At 38.4% G+C, this 15976-nt stretch carries 15 protein-coding genes; 14 read left to right on the top strand and 1 reads right to left on the bottom strand.

Going from position 1 to position 15976, the window contains the following annotated elements:
* Positions 1–27: 27 nt before the first annotated feature.
* Positions 28–1950 (bottom strand): ABC-F family ATP-binding cassette domain-containing protein, encoded by a 1923-nt coding sequence (locus J5A74_08980; protein QUI95504.1) that lies wholly within the window; start codon positions 1948–1950, stop codon positions 28–30.
* Between the two features lie 189 nt (positions 1951–2139).
* Here J5A74_08980 and J5A74_08975 point away from each other — a divergent pair, with 189 nt between their 5' ends.
* The 14 genes from J5A74_08975 to J5A74_08910 all read left to right on the top strand — a co-directional run bounded on the left by J5A74_08975 (position 2140) and on the right by J5A74_08910 (position 15945).
* Positions 2140–2844, top strand: a complete 705-nt coding sequence (locus tag J5A74_08975) for a protein tyrosine phosphatase (protein QUI95503.1) — start codon at positions 2140–2142, stop codon at positions 2842–2844.
* Between the two features lie 50 nt (positions 2845–2894).
* Complete coding sequence (locus J5A74_08970) at positions 2895–3608, top strand: polysaccharide export protein (protein ID QUI96873.1); 714 nt, start codon at positions 2895–2897, stop codon at positions 3606–3608.
* Positions 3608–4300, top strand: coding sequence for a CpsD/CapB family tyrosine-protein kinase (locus J5A74_08965; GenBank protein QUI95502.1), 693 nt, complete (start codon positions 3608–3610; stop codon positions 4298–4300). Before J5A74_08970 ends, J5A74_08965 begins: the two co-directional genes overlap by 1 nt.
* A gap of 133 nt (positions 4301–4433) precedes the next feature.
* Positions 4434–5078: a redox-sensing transcriptional repressor Rex gene (locus tag J5A74_08960; protein QUI95501.1), complete on the top strand. Its 645-nt coding sequence runs from the start codon at positions 4434–4436 to the stop codon at positions 5076–5078.
* A complete protein-coding gene (acpS, locus tag J5A74_08955) occupies positions 5075–5437 on the top strand; it encodes a holo-ACP synthase (protein ID QUI95500.1) in 363 nt (120 codons plus the stop codon). Before J5A74_08960 ends, acpS begins: the two co-directional genes overlap by 4 nt.
* A 1-nt stretch (position 5438) precedes the next feature.
* Positions 5439–6281 carry an NAD(P)H-hydrate dehydratase gene (locus tag J5A74_08950; GenBank protein QUI95499.1) on the top strand — a complete coding sequence of 281 codons (843 nt, stop codon included), beginning with the start codon at positions 5439–5441 and terminating at the stop codon, positions 6279–6281.
* Positions 6282–6287: 6 nt separating this feature from the next.
* A complete protein-coding gene (locus J5A74_08945; protein QUI95498.1) occupies positions 6288–7583 on the top strand; it encodes an HlyC/CorC family transporter in 1296 nt (431 codons plus the stop codon).
* A gap of 80 nt (positions 7584–7663) precedes the next feature.
* Positions 7664–8392, top strand: coding sequence for a YebC/PmpR family DNA-binding transcriptional regulator (locus J5A74_08940; protein QUI95497.1), 729 nt, complete (start codon positions 7664–7666; stop codon positions 8390–8392).
* A gap of 14 nt (positions 8393–8406) precedes the next feature.
* On the top strand, positions 8407–9699 hold the full coding sequence (locus tag J5A74_08935; protein ID QUI95496.1) for a galactokinase: 1293 nt from the start codon (positions 8407–8409) through the stop codon (positions 9697–9699).
* A gap of 35 nt (positions 9700–9734) precedes the next feature.
* Complete coding sequence (locus J5A74_08930; GenBank protein QUI95495.1) at positions 9735–11162, top strand: exopolysaccharide biosynthesis polyprenyl glycosylphosphotransferase; 1428 nt, start codon at positions 9735–9737, stop codon at positions 11160–11162.
* Entirely contained in the window at positions 11163–12365 is a 1203-nt protein-coding gene (locus J5A74_08925) for a glycosyltransferase family 4 protein (protein ID QUI95494.1), read from the top strand.
* Positions 12362–13483, top strand: a complete 1122-nt coding sequence (locus tag J5A74_08920; protein ID QUI95493.1) for a glycosyltransferase — start codon at positions 12362–12364, stop codon at positions 13481–13483. Before J5A74_08925 ends, J5A74_08920 begins: the two co-directional genes overlap by 4 nt.
* Positions 13484–14836 (top strand): O-antigen polysaccharide polymerase Wzy, encoded by a 1353-nt coding sequence (gene wzy, locus J5A74_08915; GenBank protein ID QUI95492.1) that lies wholly within the window; start codon positions 13484–13486, stop codon positions 14834–14836. It begins immediately after the preceding gene.
* Positions 14836–15945 carry a glycosyltransferase family 4 protein gene (locus tag J5A74_08910; protein ID QUI95491.1) on the top strand — a complete coding sequence of 370 codons (1110 nt, stop codon included), beginning with the start codon at positions 14836–14838 and terminating at the stop codon, positions 15943–15945. Before wzy ends, J5A74_08910 begins: the two co-directional genes overlap by 1 nt.
* The last annotated feature ends 31 nt before the right edge of the window (positions 15946–15976 follow it).

Raw genomic sequence — 15976 nt, 5'->3', positions numbered from 1 at the left:
CCATGGGGTTTTCTTATTTTGGGAAAGTTATTCTTTTGATGAAAGTTCCTCCCATTCAAGGTATAAATCATTTAGCTTTTGGCTGTGCTCTTCCTTTTCTTTTTGAAGGCGAGCAAGCTCGATAGCATTTGTTTGAAGTTCAGGATCAAGAAATTGCTCGTCAATTTTGGCGATCCATTCTTCAAGTTTTTCAATTTCCTTTTCACAGCGTGCAATCGCATTTTTTCTCTTTCGCTGTTCGGCTTGCAAAGCCTTACTCGACTTCCAATCACTTTTGCTTTCTGTTGTAGTGAAAGTGGTCGGTTCACTTACATTGTCAATATCAGCTCGATGAGCAGCTTCTGTGATCTCCTTTTTTTCAAGATAGTAATCGTAATTTCCAATGTAATTAAATAATTGTTTGTGGCGAAGATCTAAGATGCGATTGGCTGTGCGATTGATAAAGTAGCGGTCGTGGGAGACATAAATGACCGTTCCAGTGAAATTGGCAATGGCATTTTCAAGAATTTCCTTGCTGACAATGTCAAGGTGGTTGGTTGGCTCGTCCAAAAGGAGAACATTGGCCTTTGAGAGCATTAACTTGACCAAAGAGACACGACCACGCTCACCACCGCTGAGGTCAGCTATCTTTTTGTACACATCATCTCCAGTAAATAAAAATGCAGCGAGAACATTTCGCACACGAGTATTATCTAGATTTGGATAGGAATCCTGCACTTCATCAAAGAGCGTTTTTTCCATATGTAGGACTTGATGTTCCTGATCGTAATAGGCGAGATGGATGCGAGAGCCAAAAGTGATACTTCCGGTATCAGGGGAAATCATATGGTTTAACATTTTTAAAATGGTTGTTTTTCCAGCACCATTGTCCCCGATAATGGCGACATGTTCGCCGCGCTTTATTTCAAAATGAAGATTGGAAAAAAGTTGCTGATTTCCAAAGGACTTAGAGAGATTGGAAACTTTGAGAACATCATTTCCACTTTCTTCGGATTGTGTAAAGAAGAGAGACATATCACTTTTTAGTTCAATCGGTTTGTCGATGTGTGTAATCTTATCGAGCATTTTTTCTCGGCTCTCAGCTCGCTTAATTGATTTTTCACGGTTAAATGAGCGAAGTTTTTCAATCACTGCCTCTTGGTGTTTGATTTCTTGCTGTTGGTTCATATAGGCCTTGAGTGCAGCTTCTCTTAGCATTGCTTTTTTTTGTGCAAAAGCTGTGTAATTGCCAAGATAGGTATTGACCTCGCCATTTTCTACATCGATGACCTTGCCCACAATTTTGTCTAAAAAGTAGCGGTCATGGGAGACGATGACAACGGCTCCCTTGTAGTTGAGAAGATATCCCTCCAGCCACTCGATACTTGAGAGGTCAAGATGGTTGGTTGGCTCATCAAGAAGAATAATATCTGGTGCAGACAATAAAAGTTTTCCAAGAAAGACTCTCGTCTTTTGTCCACCAGAGAGGGAATGAATCTTTTTTTGAAAATCATTTTCCGAAAAGCCTAAACCCTTTAAAATTCCAGAGACTTTACTTCTTGCAACATAGCCATCAGCCAGTTCATATTGGTGAGTGAGATGGTTATAGTCATCATAGAGTTTTTCGAGCTCTTCGCCATGAAGATGTTTCATTTGTTCTTCCATTTTGGAAATCTTTTCTTCCATAGCAATGATGGGTTCGATGACAGTGTAGAGTTCTTCTTGAATCGTATAGTCAGAATCTATATCATTAATTTGGTGTAAGTAGCCAAGTTTAGCATCTTTTGATAAAATAACACTGCCAGCGTCTGGTTGATTTTCTCTGGAAAGAATTCGCAAGAGTGTAGTTTTTCCAGCACCATTTAGACCGACGATAGCAACCTTTTCGTGCTCATTGATAAGTAAGGAAGCATCACGAATAATCGTTTCACTTCCAAACGATTTTGTAATATGCGTGGCACTTAAAATCATAATTTCTCCTTTTGTATAAATAAAATAGATACAATGAGTATAACTTATTGTATGACACAAGACAAGAGCTTAAAAAAACCTTACCTTTTTGAAATGTAGACATTATATCTAAAAATATGTTATAATAGCTAAGTTATAAGGGATGAAAAATAAGAAGCAAAAGAGGGCGGAAAAATCAATCTGATAGATATGCACGCACATATCATCTATGGTGTGGATGATGGGGCACAGAGTATTGAGGAAAGTATTCATTTAATAAAAATGGCATATCAGCAAGGAGTGAAAAAAATCATCGCTACGCCACATTCTTACTCGACAATAGGCGTGGAGATAATGAAAAAGAGATTAAGAGTGTTGCAAAAGGTACTTGCAAAAGATTTGCCAGAGATGGAATTGTTTTTTGGTGAGGAGATATTGTATTCTGTAGATGTACTAAATAGGTTGGAAAATCAAGAAATATCAACGCTTGCAGGCAGCCGATATGTATTGGTGGAGTTTCAGCCTGTGATTTCTTACAAGAATATGCTCCACAACATTCGAAACTTGATGGTCTCGTCTTATATTCCCATTTTAGCCCATGTCGAAAGGTATGCTTGTCTGAGAAAAAAAAAGGAACGCTTGGATGAGCTTAAGCATCAGGGCACATTATTTCAGATGAATTATCTCTCTCTTAGCGGAAATATTTTTGATCAAAATACTCGATGGTGCAGAAAGATTGTACTAGAAGGAAAGGTGGATTTTTTGTCTACCGATATGCACAGACCAGGTTGGCGGCCACCAGATACAAAAGTAGCATTGACCTGGCTAAAGAAAAATCTATCAAGTGAGCATATTGAAGCATTGACTTATCATAATGCACTGGCAATTCTTCACAATCGGCCGATTCGAGCATAAAACAGAGTGAAATGAAAGGGAAAAAACACATGGGAAATTCAGCCAACAACATGGAGCAGGATGTATCAGCAAAAGAGCTAGAAATCGATCTTGTGGCACTGTTTCTAGTATTGAAAAAGCGTCTCTGGATGATTATCTTGGCCGCCATTGTAATGGGGGGCATTGGTTTTGGTTATAGCCGCTACATGGTCACACCAGAGTATCAATCGACAGCAATGATTTATATTCTCTCTAAGGAGAATTCATTGACATCGCTTGCGGATTTGGAAATTGGAAGTAAGCTCACAAAGGATTACAAGGTAATTGCTAGAAGTAGGGCTGTACTTGAGGAAGTCATTGGAAAGATGAGCCTTGATATGAGCTATGATGAATTAAAGGGAAAGCTCAAGGTGGAGAATCCGACAGATACAAGAATTTTGTCCTTGACGATTACTGATCCAGATCCAGAAAAGGCAACAAGAATTGTCAATCAGGTGGCAGAGTCTTCTTCTTCCTATATTGGATCATTGATGGAGATGAGACCAGCGAAGATCTTGGAAAAAGGTGTGATTCCAAAGGCACCATCTAGCCCAAGTGTTAAGAAAAATGCAATGATTGGTGCTTTTCTCGGCATTGTTGCTGTTTCAGTCATATTGATTGTCTTTGAGTTATTAAATGATACCATTAAGACAGAGGAAGATGTGGAGAAGTACCTTGGAATTACTGTATTGGCAAGTCTTCCTGATCACACCAAAAAGAGTAGGTATGAGAGGAGGAGAAAATAATGCTGGTAGAGAGAAAGAAAAAAGTAGAATTAAATGTAGGGAATTATGGCTACTTATATGAGGAATCATTGAAGGTATTGCGAACAAATTTGCAGTTTTCAGGCAATGATTTGAGAGTGATTATGTTGACTAGTGCCGTGCCTGGCGAGGGAAAATCCGATACAAGTTTTAATTTGGCACATTCGTTGACACAAATTGGAAAGAGAGTCTTATATTTGGATGCTGACATTCGTCGAACGGTATTTATAGCAAAGCATGCTGTCTCTTCAAAGGTCGATGGTTTGAGTCAATATCTCAGTGGTCAAAAGGGACTCGATGACATCGTCTATGAGAGCAATATTCCTAATTTAGATATTATCTTTGCAGGTCCTTATGCACCAAATCCAGCAGAACTTTTGGCTGAGGCAGAATTTTCCATCCTTGTGGAGCGGGCAAGACGAGAGTATGACTACATTATTATTGATACGCCACCACTTTCTAACATTGTCGATGCGGCAGTTGTTGGGCGATGCACAGATGGTGCAGTCATTGTCATTAAAAGTGGAGAAGTTAGTTATAAGTTGGTACAAAAAGTAAAGGAGCAGTTGTTAAAGGTCAATTGCAAGATCCTTGGCACGGTTTTAAATAAGGTGGAAGTGCATAAGAATAATTATCATTATTCTCGAGCATTAGCAAAAACAAAAAAGAAGTAATTGTTGCCCGATAGCCCTTGTTGCTATCGGGCAAAGTTTTGTCTTTTAGGTATGTGCAAAAATACATTGACAATGTTCTTATCATTCACTATACTTAGGGTATAAATGTAGAATTATTAACAAGGAGATTAGTATGGAGGAAAAGCGAATCTCAAAAGCAGTAATTTCGAGATTACCGAGATATTATCGCTATTTGGGGGAATTAATTCAAGAAAAAGTGGAGAGAATATCTTCAAAGGAGTTGAGTATCCGAATGAAGGTGACTGCTTCACAGATTCGACAAGATTTAAATAATTTTGGCGGTTTTGGACAGCAGGGATATGGGTACAATGTCAAGTATTTGCACAATGAGATTGGCAAGATTTTGGGCATCGATCGAGAGAACAATTTAATTGTTATTGGTGGAGGACACCTTGGACAGGCCATTGCCAATTATGCTAATTTTGAGCGCAGAGGATTTTATATTAAGGCAATATTTGATATTGATCCAGAGATTATTGGAAAAGAAGTTCGTGGAGTGAGAGTCTATAGTATGGGCGAACTCGAAGATTTTATCAAAAAAAATGATATCCATATTGCAGCCCTGGCTATTCCAAAATTGCAGGCCGAAGAAGTGGCAAAGCGATTGGTTGCAGCAGGGATTGTGGGCATTTGGAATTATGCTCATATTGATCTTCAAGTTCCCGACAATGTCGTTGTGGAGAATGTACATCTTTCTGAATCCTTAATGCGTCTGTCCTATCGTGTCAATCGGGAGATGGATAAAACAAAGAAATGATCATTGGGATAGGGACAGATTTAATTCAAATTTCACGAATTGAAAAGGCCTGTGCAAAGGAACATTTTCTGAAAAAAATTTATACAGAAAAGGAGTGCCGGCTAGCGAAGAAAAGAAGTTCTTTTCTAGCCGGTAATTTTGCTGTAAAAGAGGCAGTGAGTAAAAGTCTTGGCACAGGTTTTTTGGGGTTTATGCCAAGAGATATTGAGGTGCTTAGGGATGAACTTGGAAAGCCCTATGTCAATTTATATCATGGGGCATTGAGGCGTGCCAAACAAATAGGAGCAGAGCGGATTTTGGTTTCTATTAGTAATACCAATGAATATGCAATGGCATTTGCACTGGTAGAGGGAGAATGAAATGTTGGTTTATACAGATGAAGTTCTAGAGAAAATTCCACAGAGAAAAAAAGATGCAAATAAAGGAACTTATGGTCATGTACTGGTGATCGCTGGAAGCAGAGGTATGAGTGGAGCAGCATATTTTAGTGCACTTTCTGCATATAAAGTGGGTGCAGGTCTTGTGCGGATTTTTACAGTTGAAGAAAATCGAATTATTTTGCAGACCATGTTGCCAGAAGCGATTATTACTACATATGAACCAGACAATTATGTGAAAACATTAAAGGAAGTGCTTTCTTGGGCAACAGCCATTGTGATTGGACCAGGAATGGGTGAGGGGGAGATGGCAAAAAAGATCACAGAGCAGGTGCTTGCTTCCTCTCTACTCCCTATGGTTGTCGATGCGGATGCCCTAAATATTGTGGCAAAGAAAAAGATGTCGGTGTTGTTTGGCAAAAATATGGTAATTACACCACATTTAGGGGAGATGTCAAGACTTGTGGGAATGAGCATTGATGAGATTAAGAAGGATAAATTAGCTGTGGCAAGAAAGTATGCACTCCATCATCAAGTTCATGTCCTCTTAAAATCAGAAGAAACACTGGTTGTCAGTCCGAGTGGAGAGGAGTATAAAAATACTTCGGGTTCGCCTGCGCTGGCTAAGGCAGGAAGTGGTGATGTTTTGTCAGGAGTGATTGCAGGTTTATTTTGCTTGGGCTATAATATATTTTCGGCAGCCTCTCTAGGAACCTATATTCATGGAAAGAGTGGAGAAGTGGCAGCAAAAAAATATGGAGAGCATAGCACCATTGCAAGGGATATTATTGAGAGTATTTCTTGTGTGATGAAAAAGGAGAATTAGAAAGTGATGTTAATTTTTATATTGTTGATTTTTGTGTTTATGGACGCAGTGCTATTTGCATTTGGATCAGCAATACAAAGTATCAATGTGACAGAGTTTGAAAAAGAGATGGAGGGTGGTGATGTCAAGGCAGGGCGAGTGCTTCGCATTTATAATCGTCCAGAGAAATTTGTCAATACCATACAAACATTAGAAATGGCCTTTGCTATTGCAATAGGCTGTGTGATTATTCGAAATTTTTCAAAGATTTGGATGGCTGTGTTGGTTGCCATCATTTCGGCCATGGCGATGGTGAGTATAGGAATGGTAGTTCCAAAGCGATTGGCGATTAAAAATCCTCAAAAGACTGCAAAAAAGTATATTGGACTTGTGCGCATTGTTATGGGAGTTTTCACTCCATTTACATTGATTATTCGTGTGATTTCTTTTGTAATCCTTCGCATTTTTGGCATTGATCCAAATAAAAAAGAGGAAAATGTGACAGAAGAAGATATTATGAGTATGGTCAATGAAGGCCATGAACAGGGCATTCTTGAGCACAGTGAGGCCGAGATGATTACCAATATCTTTGAGCTCAATGATAAGCACGCAGAAGATATTATGACACACAGAAATAGTTTGGTTTGCATTGATGGCGACTGGACTTTAGAAGAGGCTGTGGACTTTATATTGAAGGAAGGAAACAATTCCAGGTTTCCAGTCTATGAGGGTGATATTGATGGCATCATTGGTATCTTGAATATGAAGGACGCATTGATATTTTCAAATAAGGGCATCTATCAGGAGAAAAAAATCAAGGAGATTGATGGTCTTTTGCGCGAGGCAAATTTTATTCCTGAAGTAAAGAAGTTAGATGCGCTTTTTAAAGAAATGCAATCAGATAAAATCCATATGGAAATTGTTGTCGATGAGTATGGACAGACAGCAGGCATTGTAACAATGGAGGATATCTTGGAAGAAATTGTCGGAAATATTATGGATGAATATGATATTGATGAAGAGATGATTACAGAAATTGGTGATGGAAGCTATATTATGAAGGGAATGACTCATTTAGAGGATGTTCAAGAAACCTTGCATATTGAGTTTACAGAGGAAGATTATGATAACTTTGATACACTCAATGGATTGATTATTGCAAAGATTGGGCATATTCCAGAGGATGGGGAAAAGTTTTCGTTAGTAATGTATGGCTATGAATTTACTGCAATCAAGGTGGAAAATAAGATTATTCGTTCTATAAAAGTCACTTTACACAAGGACAAAGAAGAGGATTCTACAGAAGATGTTAAGAATTCTTAAAAAAGAGTGCTTTAATTGACGGAAAAACTTTGATATAGTAAAATAAAAACGATATTTAGTAGAGCAAGGAGTGGGAAGAGATGTCAGGACATTCAAAATTTGCAAACATTAAGCACAAAAAAGAGAAAAATGATGCTGCAAAGGGAAAGATTTTTACTGTTATTGGTCGAGAGATTGCTGTTGCAGTAAAAGAAGGAGGATCTGATCCAAATAATAACTCAAAATTGCGTGATGTGATTGCCAAGGCAAAGGCAAATAATGTGCCAAATGACACAATTGAGAGAGGAATCAAAAAGGCAGCAGGAGATTTGAGTGCTGTAAATTATGAGCAGAATGTCTATGAGGGGTATGGACCAAGTGGTGTGGCCATTATTGTGGAGACATTGACCGATAATAAGAATAGAACAGCTGCCAATGTGCGTGCAGCATTTACAAAGGGTGGCGGAAATATTGGTGCACAGGGCTGTGTATCATATATGTTTGACAAGAGAGGTCTCATTGTGGTTGACAAGGAAGAATGTGACATAGATGCCGATGAATTGATGATGCTTGCACTTGATGCTGGTGCAGAGGACTTTTCAGAAGAAGAAGACAGCTATGAGATTTTTACAAGTCCAGAAGATTTCTCTGAGGTTCGAGAGAAGTTGGAGAAAAAGAATATTCCAATGGCCGATGCAGAAATCACAATGATTCCACAAAATTATGTGGATTTATCTTCGGAAGAGGATATCAAAAAGATGAATCGCATTTTGGATCTTTTGGATGCCGATGATGATGTACAAAATGTATATCACAGTTGGGATGAGTAAAAAGGGGGAGTAAGATGGGCAGTACAGATGTAAAAGAGTTATTATATACGCCAAAAGTGCAGGAGCTTTTTGGAAAACTTTATGGATCAGAACAGAGCCCGATGCAGACAAAGCGATATGAAGCAGTAGTTGACGGCTATGTTCATTCTTTTGGTGATGCAGATATTTTTCTTTTTTCCTCTCCGGGAAGAACAGAAATTAGTGGAAATCACACAGATCACAATCATGGCAAGGTGATTGGTGGAAGCATTAATTTGGACTGTGTGGCCGCTGCTGCAAAGACAGAGGAAAGGGCAGTTCATATTATCAGTGAGACATTTCAACAGGATTTTGTGATCAATTTGGATGAGTTAGAGCCAAGTGAGCAAAAAGCTGGAACACAGGATTTAGTCAAGGGATTGATTCAGGGATTTTTAAATCGAGGTTGCAAGGTAGAAGGATTTAATGTCTATATGACAAGCAATGTCATTGCTAGTGCGGGGGTAAGTTCTTCGGCAGCATTTGAGACCTTGCTTTGTCAAATCATCAATACATTGTTTAATGAGGAAAAATTGGATACTGTTGACTATGCACACATTGGAAAGTATGCTGAGAATGTGTATTGGGACAAGGCCAGTGGGCTTTTAGATCAAATGTGTTGTGCAGTGGGTGGGTTGATTGCCATTGATTTTAAAAATCCAGATAAGCCACTGGTAAAGAAGATAAATTATGATTTTTCTAACGCAGAGCATTCTTTGATTATTGTACAGACAGGCCGTGGCCACGCCGATCTTTCGGCAGACTATTCGTCAATTCCTCAGGAGATGAACAAGGTGGCCGAGTATTTTGGAAAGAAAGTTCTCAGAGAGATTTCAATAGATGATGTTCTTGATCAATTTTCAAAGCTCAGAGCATATGCTAAAGATCGAGCAGTTCTTCGTGCTCTTCACTTTTTTGAAGAGAATGAGCGGGTGGACAGGGAGATTACAGCATTAGAGAAAAATGATTTTGAGAGCTTTCTAAAAAATATTGCGGCAAGTGGAAATTCATCGTGGAAGTACTTGCAAAACTGTTATACAACAGCAGAGGTCAATGTGCAGGGAATTAGTTTGACATTGGCACTTAGTGAGCGGTTTTTGGAGCAAAAAGGCTGTGGTGTTTGCCGAGTACATGGTGGTGGCTTTGCAGGAGTTATTATGGCCATGGTTCCTGATGCAATTGCAGATGAGTACATCCAATATATTGAACGCTATATGGGTGAAGGAAACGCACATCGCATGCGCATTCGACCGATGGGATCAATTTGTGTGCAATCTATGTTAGATTGAAAGAGTGAGGTTAGGTTATGAGTGAGGAGAGGTATATGGGAGAAAGTGTAATGAATGCAGAAAAAAGAGAGAAGATCTATCGAAAGGCACCGACATATCAATGGTTTTGTAGTCTAGTGATTACCTTGATTTGCACAGGGATATTTTTTAATATGTGGTATTCCTTTGTCAGTGTCAACAATCAGACAGGGCACCTTTTGGGAACAGCGAATCTCTTGATGTCTACCATCATTTATTTGGTTGTTGTTATTTATGTAATGAATATGACAGGTGGATATAAAATCGGCGTAAATCAAACGATGAATATTATTTCATCGCAAGTTGTTGCATTATGTGTTGTCAATATTATTGAGTTGATTGTATCTTTGGCAATTCTTGGCGAGATACGATTTTTTGTTGTGCTCTTAGTGCGCTATATTCTTGTGTGGGTGATTGAGTCCATTATCATTGGTCTATTGACTTTTTTAATGGTGCATATGTATATTATGTTATTTCCACCACTAAAAATGCTAGAAGTGATGGGAACGAGGAAGAATACACTTTCTGTAAAGATCAATCGCCGTGATGACAAGTACAATGTATGTAAGCGTATTAGCTTTGCAGAAGATGATGAGAGCATTATTCGAGAAATTCAAAAATATGATGCTGTATTGTTGAACGACTTGCCGAGTGAAGATAAGAATAGAATTCTAAAGATTTGCTATAAGGTAAATAAGCGTGTGTATTTTACACCAAAGCTATCAGATATTATTGCAAAATCGTCTAAAGAGGTCAATCTTTTTGATACTCCATTATATTTAAGTGAAAATACGGATATGTCACTGTCCCAGCGTGCGGTTAAGCGTCTGTTTGATATTGCATTGTCCGGTATTTCTTTGATTATTTTATCTCCAATCTTGATTTTAGTTGCTATTGCAATTAAATTGAATGATGGTGGTTCCGTTTTTTATCGCCAGGAGCGTGTAACTTTTGGTGGAAAAAAGTTCTGGATTTTGAAGTTTAGAAGTATGATTGAAGATGCAGAAAAAGATGGAAAGCCACACCCAGCAGGAGAAAATGATGACCGTATTACCAAAGTGGGAAAGGTAATTCGTGCAACGAGAGTGGATGAGTTGCCACAGTTAATTAATATTCTTGCGGGTGATATGTCGATTGTAGGACCAAGACCAGAGCGTGTGGAACATGTAGAAAAATATGAGAATGATATCCCTGAGTTTGTATTTAGAACAAAGGTAAAAGGTGGGCTTACTGGTTATGCCCAAGTTTATGGAAAGTACAATACCACTGCACTTGACAAGTTAAAGCTGGACATGATTTACATTTTAAACTATTCCTTCCGATTGGACCTTCAGATTATTTTTGAGACCGTCAAGGTTATCTTTCAGAAAGAAAGTACAGAGGGATTTGACGAGGGAGGTCAGCATGAGATGCAGGAGTATGCAAGTGGGAAGGAGAAAAAGTGAATGAAAATTCTTGTTGTTTCTGAAAACTTTTATCCAGACACATTTGCAATTAACGATATTGTGCGAATTCTTGGTGAGCGTGGTCATGAGGTGACTGTGCTCACAGGTTTGCCAGATTATACGACATCCTATATTCCTGAAGAATACAAGCATGGAAAGAATCGAGAACAAGTTTATCATGGTGCTAAGGTTTATCGTGTGCCAACGATTGCAAGAAGACATGGACCAATTTGGAGAAGTTTAAATTATCTTTCTTTTGTGTTTAGTGGAAATCGGGCGGCGAAGAAAATTGATTTTGGAGAATTTGATATTATTTATGTCTGGGAGGTTTCGCCGGTGACCATGGCCCTTCCTGCGATTGCACTGAAGAAGAAGTATAAAAAGCCATTGTTTTTGTATTGCATGGACATTTGGCCAGAGTGTGTAAAGGCGATGGGATTTAAGGAGGGCACTTTCTTCTATTCCAAGATAAAAAATTTGAGTGCTCATATCTATCAGCAATGCGATCATATTGCTGTGTCGTCAAAGCCATTTTTTGATTATCTCGAAAAGGTGGATGGATGTTCTCGAAAGAAGATGAGTTATCTTCCACAGTTTGCCTCATCGGATATGTTGGAGAAAAATTTTGAGAAAAAACCCAATGGTCACTTTGACTTTTTGTATATTGGAAATATTGGAAAAGTTCAAGATATTCCATGTTTGGTGGCAGCAATGGCCAAATTAAAGGATCGGAAAGATGTCACCTTCCACATTGTAGGTGGTGGTTCAGAGTATGAGCATGCGATGGCGATGGTCAAGGAAGCGGGGGCAGAAAATATCGTCAAATTCTATGGACCAAAGCCATTTAAGGAAGCGATGACCTATTATAAGATTGCTGATGCTTGTATGCTGACTTTAGATGGAAAAAATCGGATTGGTGATACTTTGCCAGGAAAGTTACAGACCTATATGGCAGCCGGAAAACCTGTCATTGGAGCAATTAACGGTGCTGGAAATGAGGTAATTAAGGAAAGTCGCTGTGGATTAAGTGTTCGTGCAGGGGATAGCGATGGGCTTGCCAATGCTTTCTTAGAATATATTGCCCATCAGCAGAAGTATGCAAATTGTGGCGAAGCGGCAAGAAAGTATTTTCGAGAGAATTTTACGCAGGAAAAACATTTTGAAACTTTAGAAGCACGCTTAAAGGAGATGATCAATCAATGAAGATACTGCTTATAAACTCAGTTTGTGGAATTGGCAGTACAGGAAAGATTTGTGGGGCAATTGCGAAAGAATACGAAAAAAAAGGTTATGAAGTCAAAATTGCCTATGGTAGAGATGCACAGGTTCCCGAGGAATATCGAAAGTATGCAGTGCAAATTGGAAATAGCACAGAAGTAAAGATGCATGCACTAAAGAGCAAACTTTGGGATGCCCATGGTTTGGGAAGTAAGAAGGCGACAAAGGAGTTTCTTGAGTGGGCAACAAAGTACAATCCAGATGAATTGTGGTTGCACAATATTCATGGCTATTATATTCATTATGAGTTGCTCTTTGACTGGATTAAGTCAAGACCGAAGATGAAGGTCTATTGGACATTGCATGATTGTTGGGCATTTACAGGACATTGTGCATATTTTTCTTATGTTGGCTGTGAAAAATGGAAGAGTGGATGCGGAGGTTGTCCACAATTAAAGGAGTATCCAAGTAGCCTTGGAGTAGACAATAGTGATAAGAATTTTCAAAGAAAAAAGAAGGCCTTTTTGGGTGTAAAGGATATGACATTGATTACACCTTCGAAATGGTTGGCTAGTTTAGTCAAAGAGAGCTTTCTTGGACAATATCCAATAAAAGTTAGTTACAATACGATTGATCACAATATCTTTAAGCCAACTCCAGGAAATTTTCGGGAGAAATATGGCATTAAGAATAAAAAAGTGGTGCTTGGTGTAGCTAGTGTGTGGGAGCCAAGAAAAGGGCTTGATGATTTCTTACAGTTATCTTCTATGCTCAGTGATGATTATGCCATTGTGTTGATTGGATTGTCAAAGAAACAATGTGAGAATTTACCAAAGAATGTTATTGGCATTGAAAGGACCAATAATCAGGAGGAATTGGCCATGATTTATACCACAGCAGATGTCTTTGTCAATCCTAGTAAAGAAGAAACTTTTGGAATGACGACGGTGGAAGCTTTGGCTTGTGGTGCAACACCAATTGTATATAAGGGAACAGCTTGTGAGGAGATTGTTGATATGTATGGTGGCATTGCAGTGAACATGGATATCAACAGTTTGTATAAAGCCATTGTATCCGTTGCAGAGAGTGGGGGACAAGAGTAGATGGTAGTTTCAGCACGAAAGCTAGGAAGTTTAATCTTTCTTGCTGTATTGTTAGTGGTCATTGGCTATGTCATATTGCATGTCAAAGAGCACGAGAGATATGATGTCTATATTGTATTTACCTTTTATTTAAATATTGGTATCTTTTTAATCCATATTTTGAAGGAAGTGAGCAAGCGAAGCTTTAGTTTTTGTCTGTTTTTTGATATGTTTGCCCTATTTTTCTTTGGATTTGCAGCACTTTTGCAGTTTTTTACCAATCAATTTATATGGAGATTACAGGCTGAAAGTGCAGAAGTTTTAATTTGTAATCTTATTATTTTTCTTTGGGCAGTCTTCTTTTATTCAGGACGCAATGTAAAGATTGTGTTAAAGGGAAATGATTTTAATAAGAAGTATACAATGCGAAAAAATGCAAGATACATTTTATGCTTCTTTTCCATTTTTATTATGTTGTACTATATTAAGACCATTGGACTTTCAAACTTATTTCTTAGAAGTACAAATTCCTATGGTGAAACTGTAGATACGACGACGGCATTGCTTGCAGTGCATGGCTTGAGAAATATTTCTTTGTATTCTTTGGCCTTTAATATTGTGTACTGTAGGAAGCAGGGAAAGGTCGATGCCATTTGTATTATTGCTGCGGTGTGTTTTTTGGTCAGTTGTTTTCCAACAGCAGTATCAAGAAATGTAGCTGCGGCCTACTATATGGGACTGATTATTTTGACTTTTCCAAAAGTTAGAAAGACGCAGTGGTTGCCCATTATTTTGATTGTTGGTCTAGTCGTCGTCTTCCCTTTGCTTGGAAATATGAGAAACGCAACGTCGACAACAGAGGGAATGGAAATGGTACAGGGAACATCTCTTGGAGATACTTATCTGACAGGAGATTATGATGCCTTTTCGATGATTATGATTATTCGAAGATATGTTCTTGATAATGGGGCGACATTAGGAAGACAGTTGTTAGGTGTATTGCTCTTTTTTGTGCCAAGAAAAATATGGCCAACAAAGCCGATTGGTACTGGTGCAACGGTAATTGGTCCAGTAATGAGTCAGTCATTTGCCAATGTATCTGCTCCTCTCATTGGAGAGGCTTATGTCAATGGTGGTATGTTAGGAACCATTGTGATGGGATTTATTGTGGGCATAATGACGGGTAGTGCAGACAATAAGTATTGGAAGACCAAAGATGAATTTGCTAGAGTGAGAATGATTTATCCATTTAATTTGCTACAATTTTTCTTTATGATGAGAGGTGATTTGCTGTCATCATGGGCGTATTTTTTTGCGACTTATTTTGTAGGAAGTGTGATATGGAAGTTATCAGTGATAGAGGAGAAAGCATAATGAAAAAGAATATTCTTTTTATTTCTAATTATCCATCACCATACCGAGTGGAGTTTTTTAACCAACTCGGTGCGGTAGATGAAATCAATTTAACTGTTATTTTTCTAGAGAACCCGTCACAACAGACTCATCGTTCAAAGGACTGGTTTAATACAGATTATTCCTTTTTTCAGGCGGTCTTTTTGACAAAAAAGATTTCTCTTGGAGGAAAGAGAGTGATTCATCCAGAATTACTCTCTTGGGTAAAAAAGCCATTTGATGAAATTATTTTTGGTGGCTATTCCTACCCCTCCTTTATGTGGGCTATGGAGTTTTTAAAGCGCAACAAGAGACCGTTTAGCATGGAAGCAGATGGCGGGTTAATTTCCGAAGATAGTACAATAAAATATAAGATTAAGTCCCATTTTTTGAGTATGCCAAGTAAGTGGTATAGTAGTGGAAGGGTGACAAGTGAGTATTTGACGCACTATGGAGCAGATGCGAGCAAGATTGTGACCTATCCATTTTCTTCTCTTTGTCAAAAGGATTTGATGAAGAAAGAAGACTTGGCAAAGAAAAAAGAGGAGAGCAGAGCACTTTTAGGATTTTCAAGTGATCAAAGGATTGCTTTAAATATTGGGCAATTTATTCACCGCAAGGGTGTGGATGTTTTGTTAAAGGCAATTGCTAAGGTCGATCCAGAGATTCTGTTCTTGATTGTTGGTGGAAAGCCAACAGAGGAATATCAAGAAATTATTGAAAAAGAAAAAATTTCTAATGTTAAATTTTTAGATTTTATGCCAAAAGATAAATTGAGTTATTATTATGATGCTGCAGATTTTTTTGTCTGTCCAACAAGAGAAGATATTTGGGGATTGGTCATCAATGAGGCTATGGCTCATGGGTTGCCAACCATTAGTACTGATCGCTGTGGTGCAGGAGTTGAGCTGATCGAAGATGGTCAGAGTGGATTTGTAGTAAAGACAGGGGATGTAGATGCCTTGGCACAGGCAATTCAAAAAATTTCAAAGATGGATTTAAAGGCGATGGGAGAGAAGGCACTGGAGAGAGTGCAAGGATACACCATTGAAGAAATGGTAAAAGTACATATTCGTTCATTTATGAGTTAGATTTGGTTAGAGAGTACAGGAGGATATAATG

Source organism: Lachnospiraceae bacterium oral taxon 096, assembly GCA_018141845.1.
GTDB lineage: Bacteria > Bacillota > Clostridia > Lachnospirales > Lachnospiraceae > F0428.
Note: the sequence above shows the minus strand (reverse complement) of the source record. Positions and strands in the feature narration are given on the sequence as shown.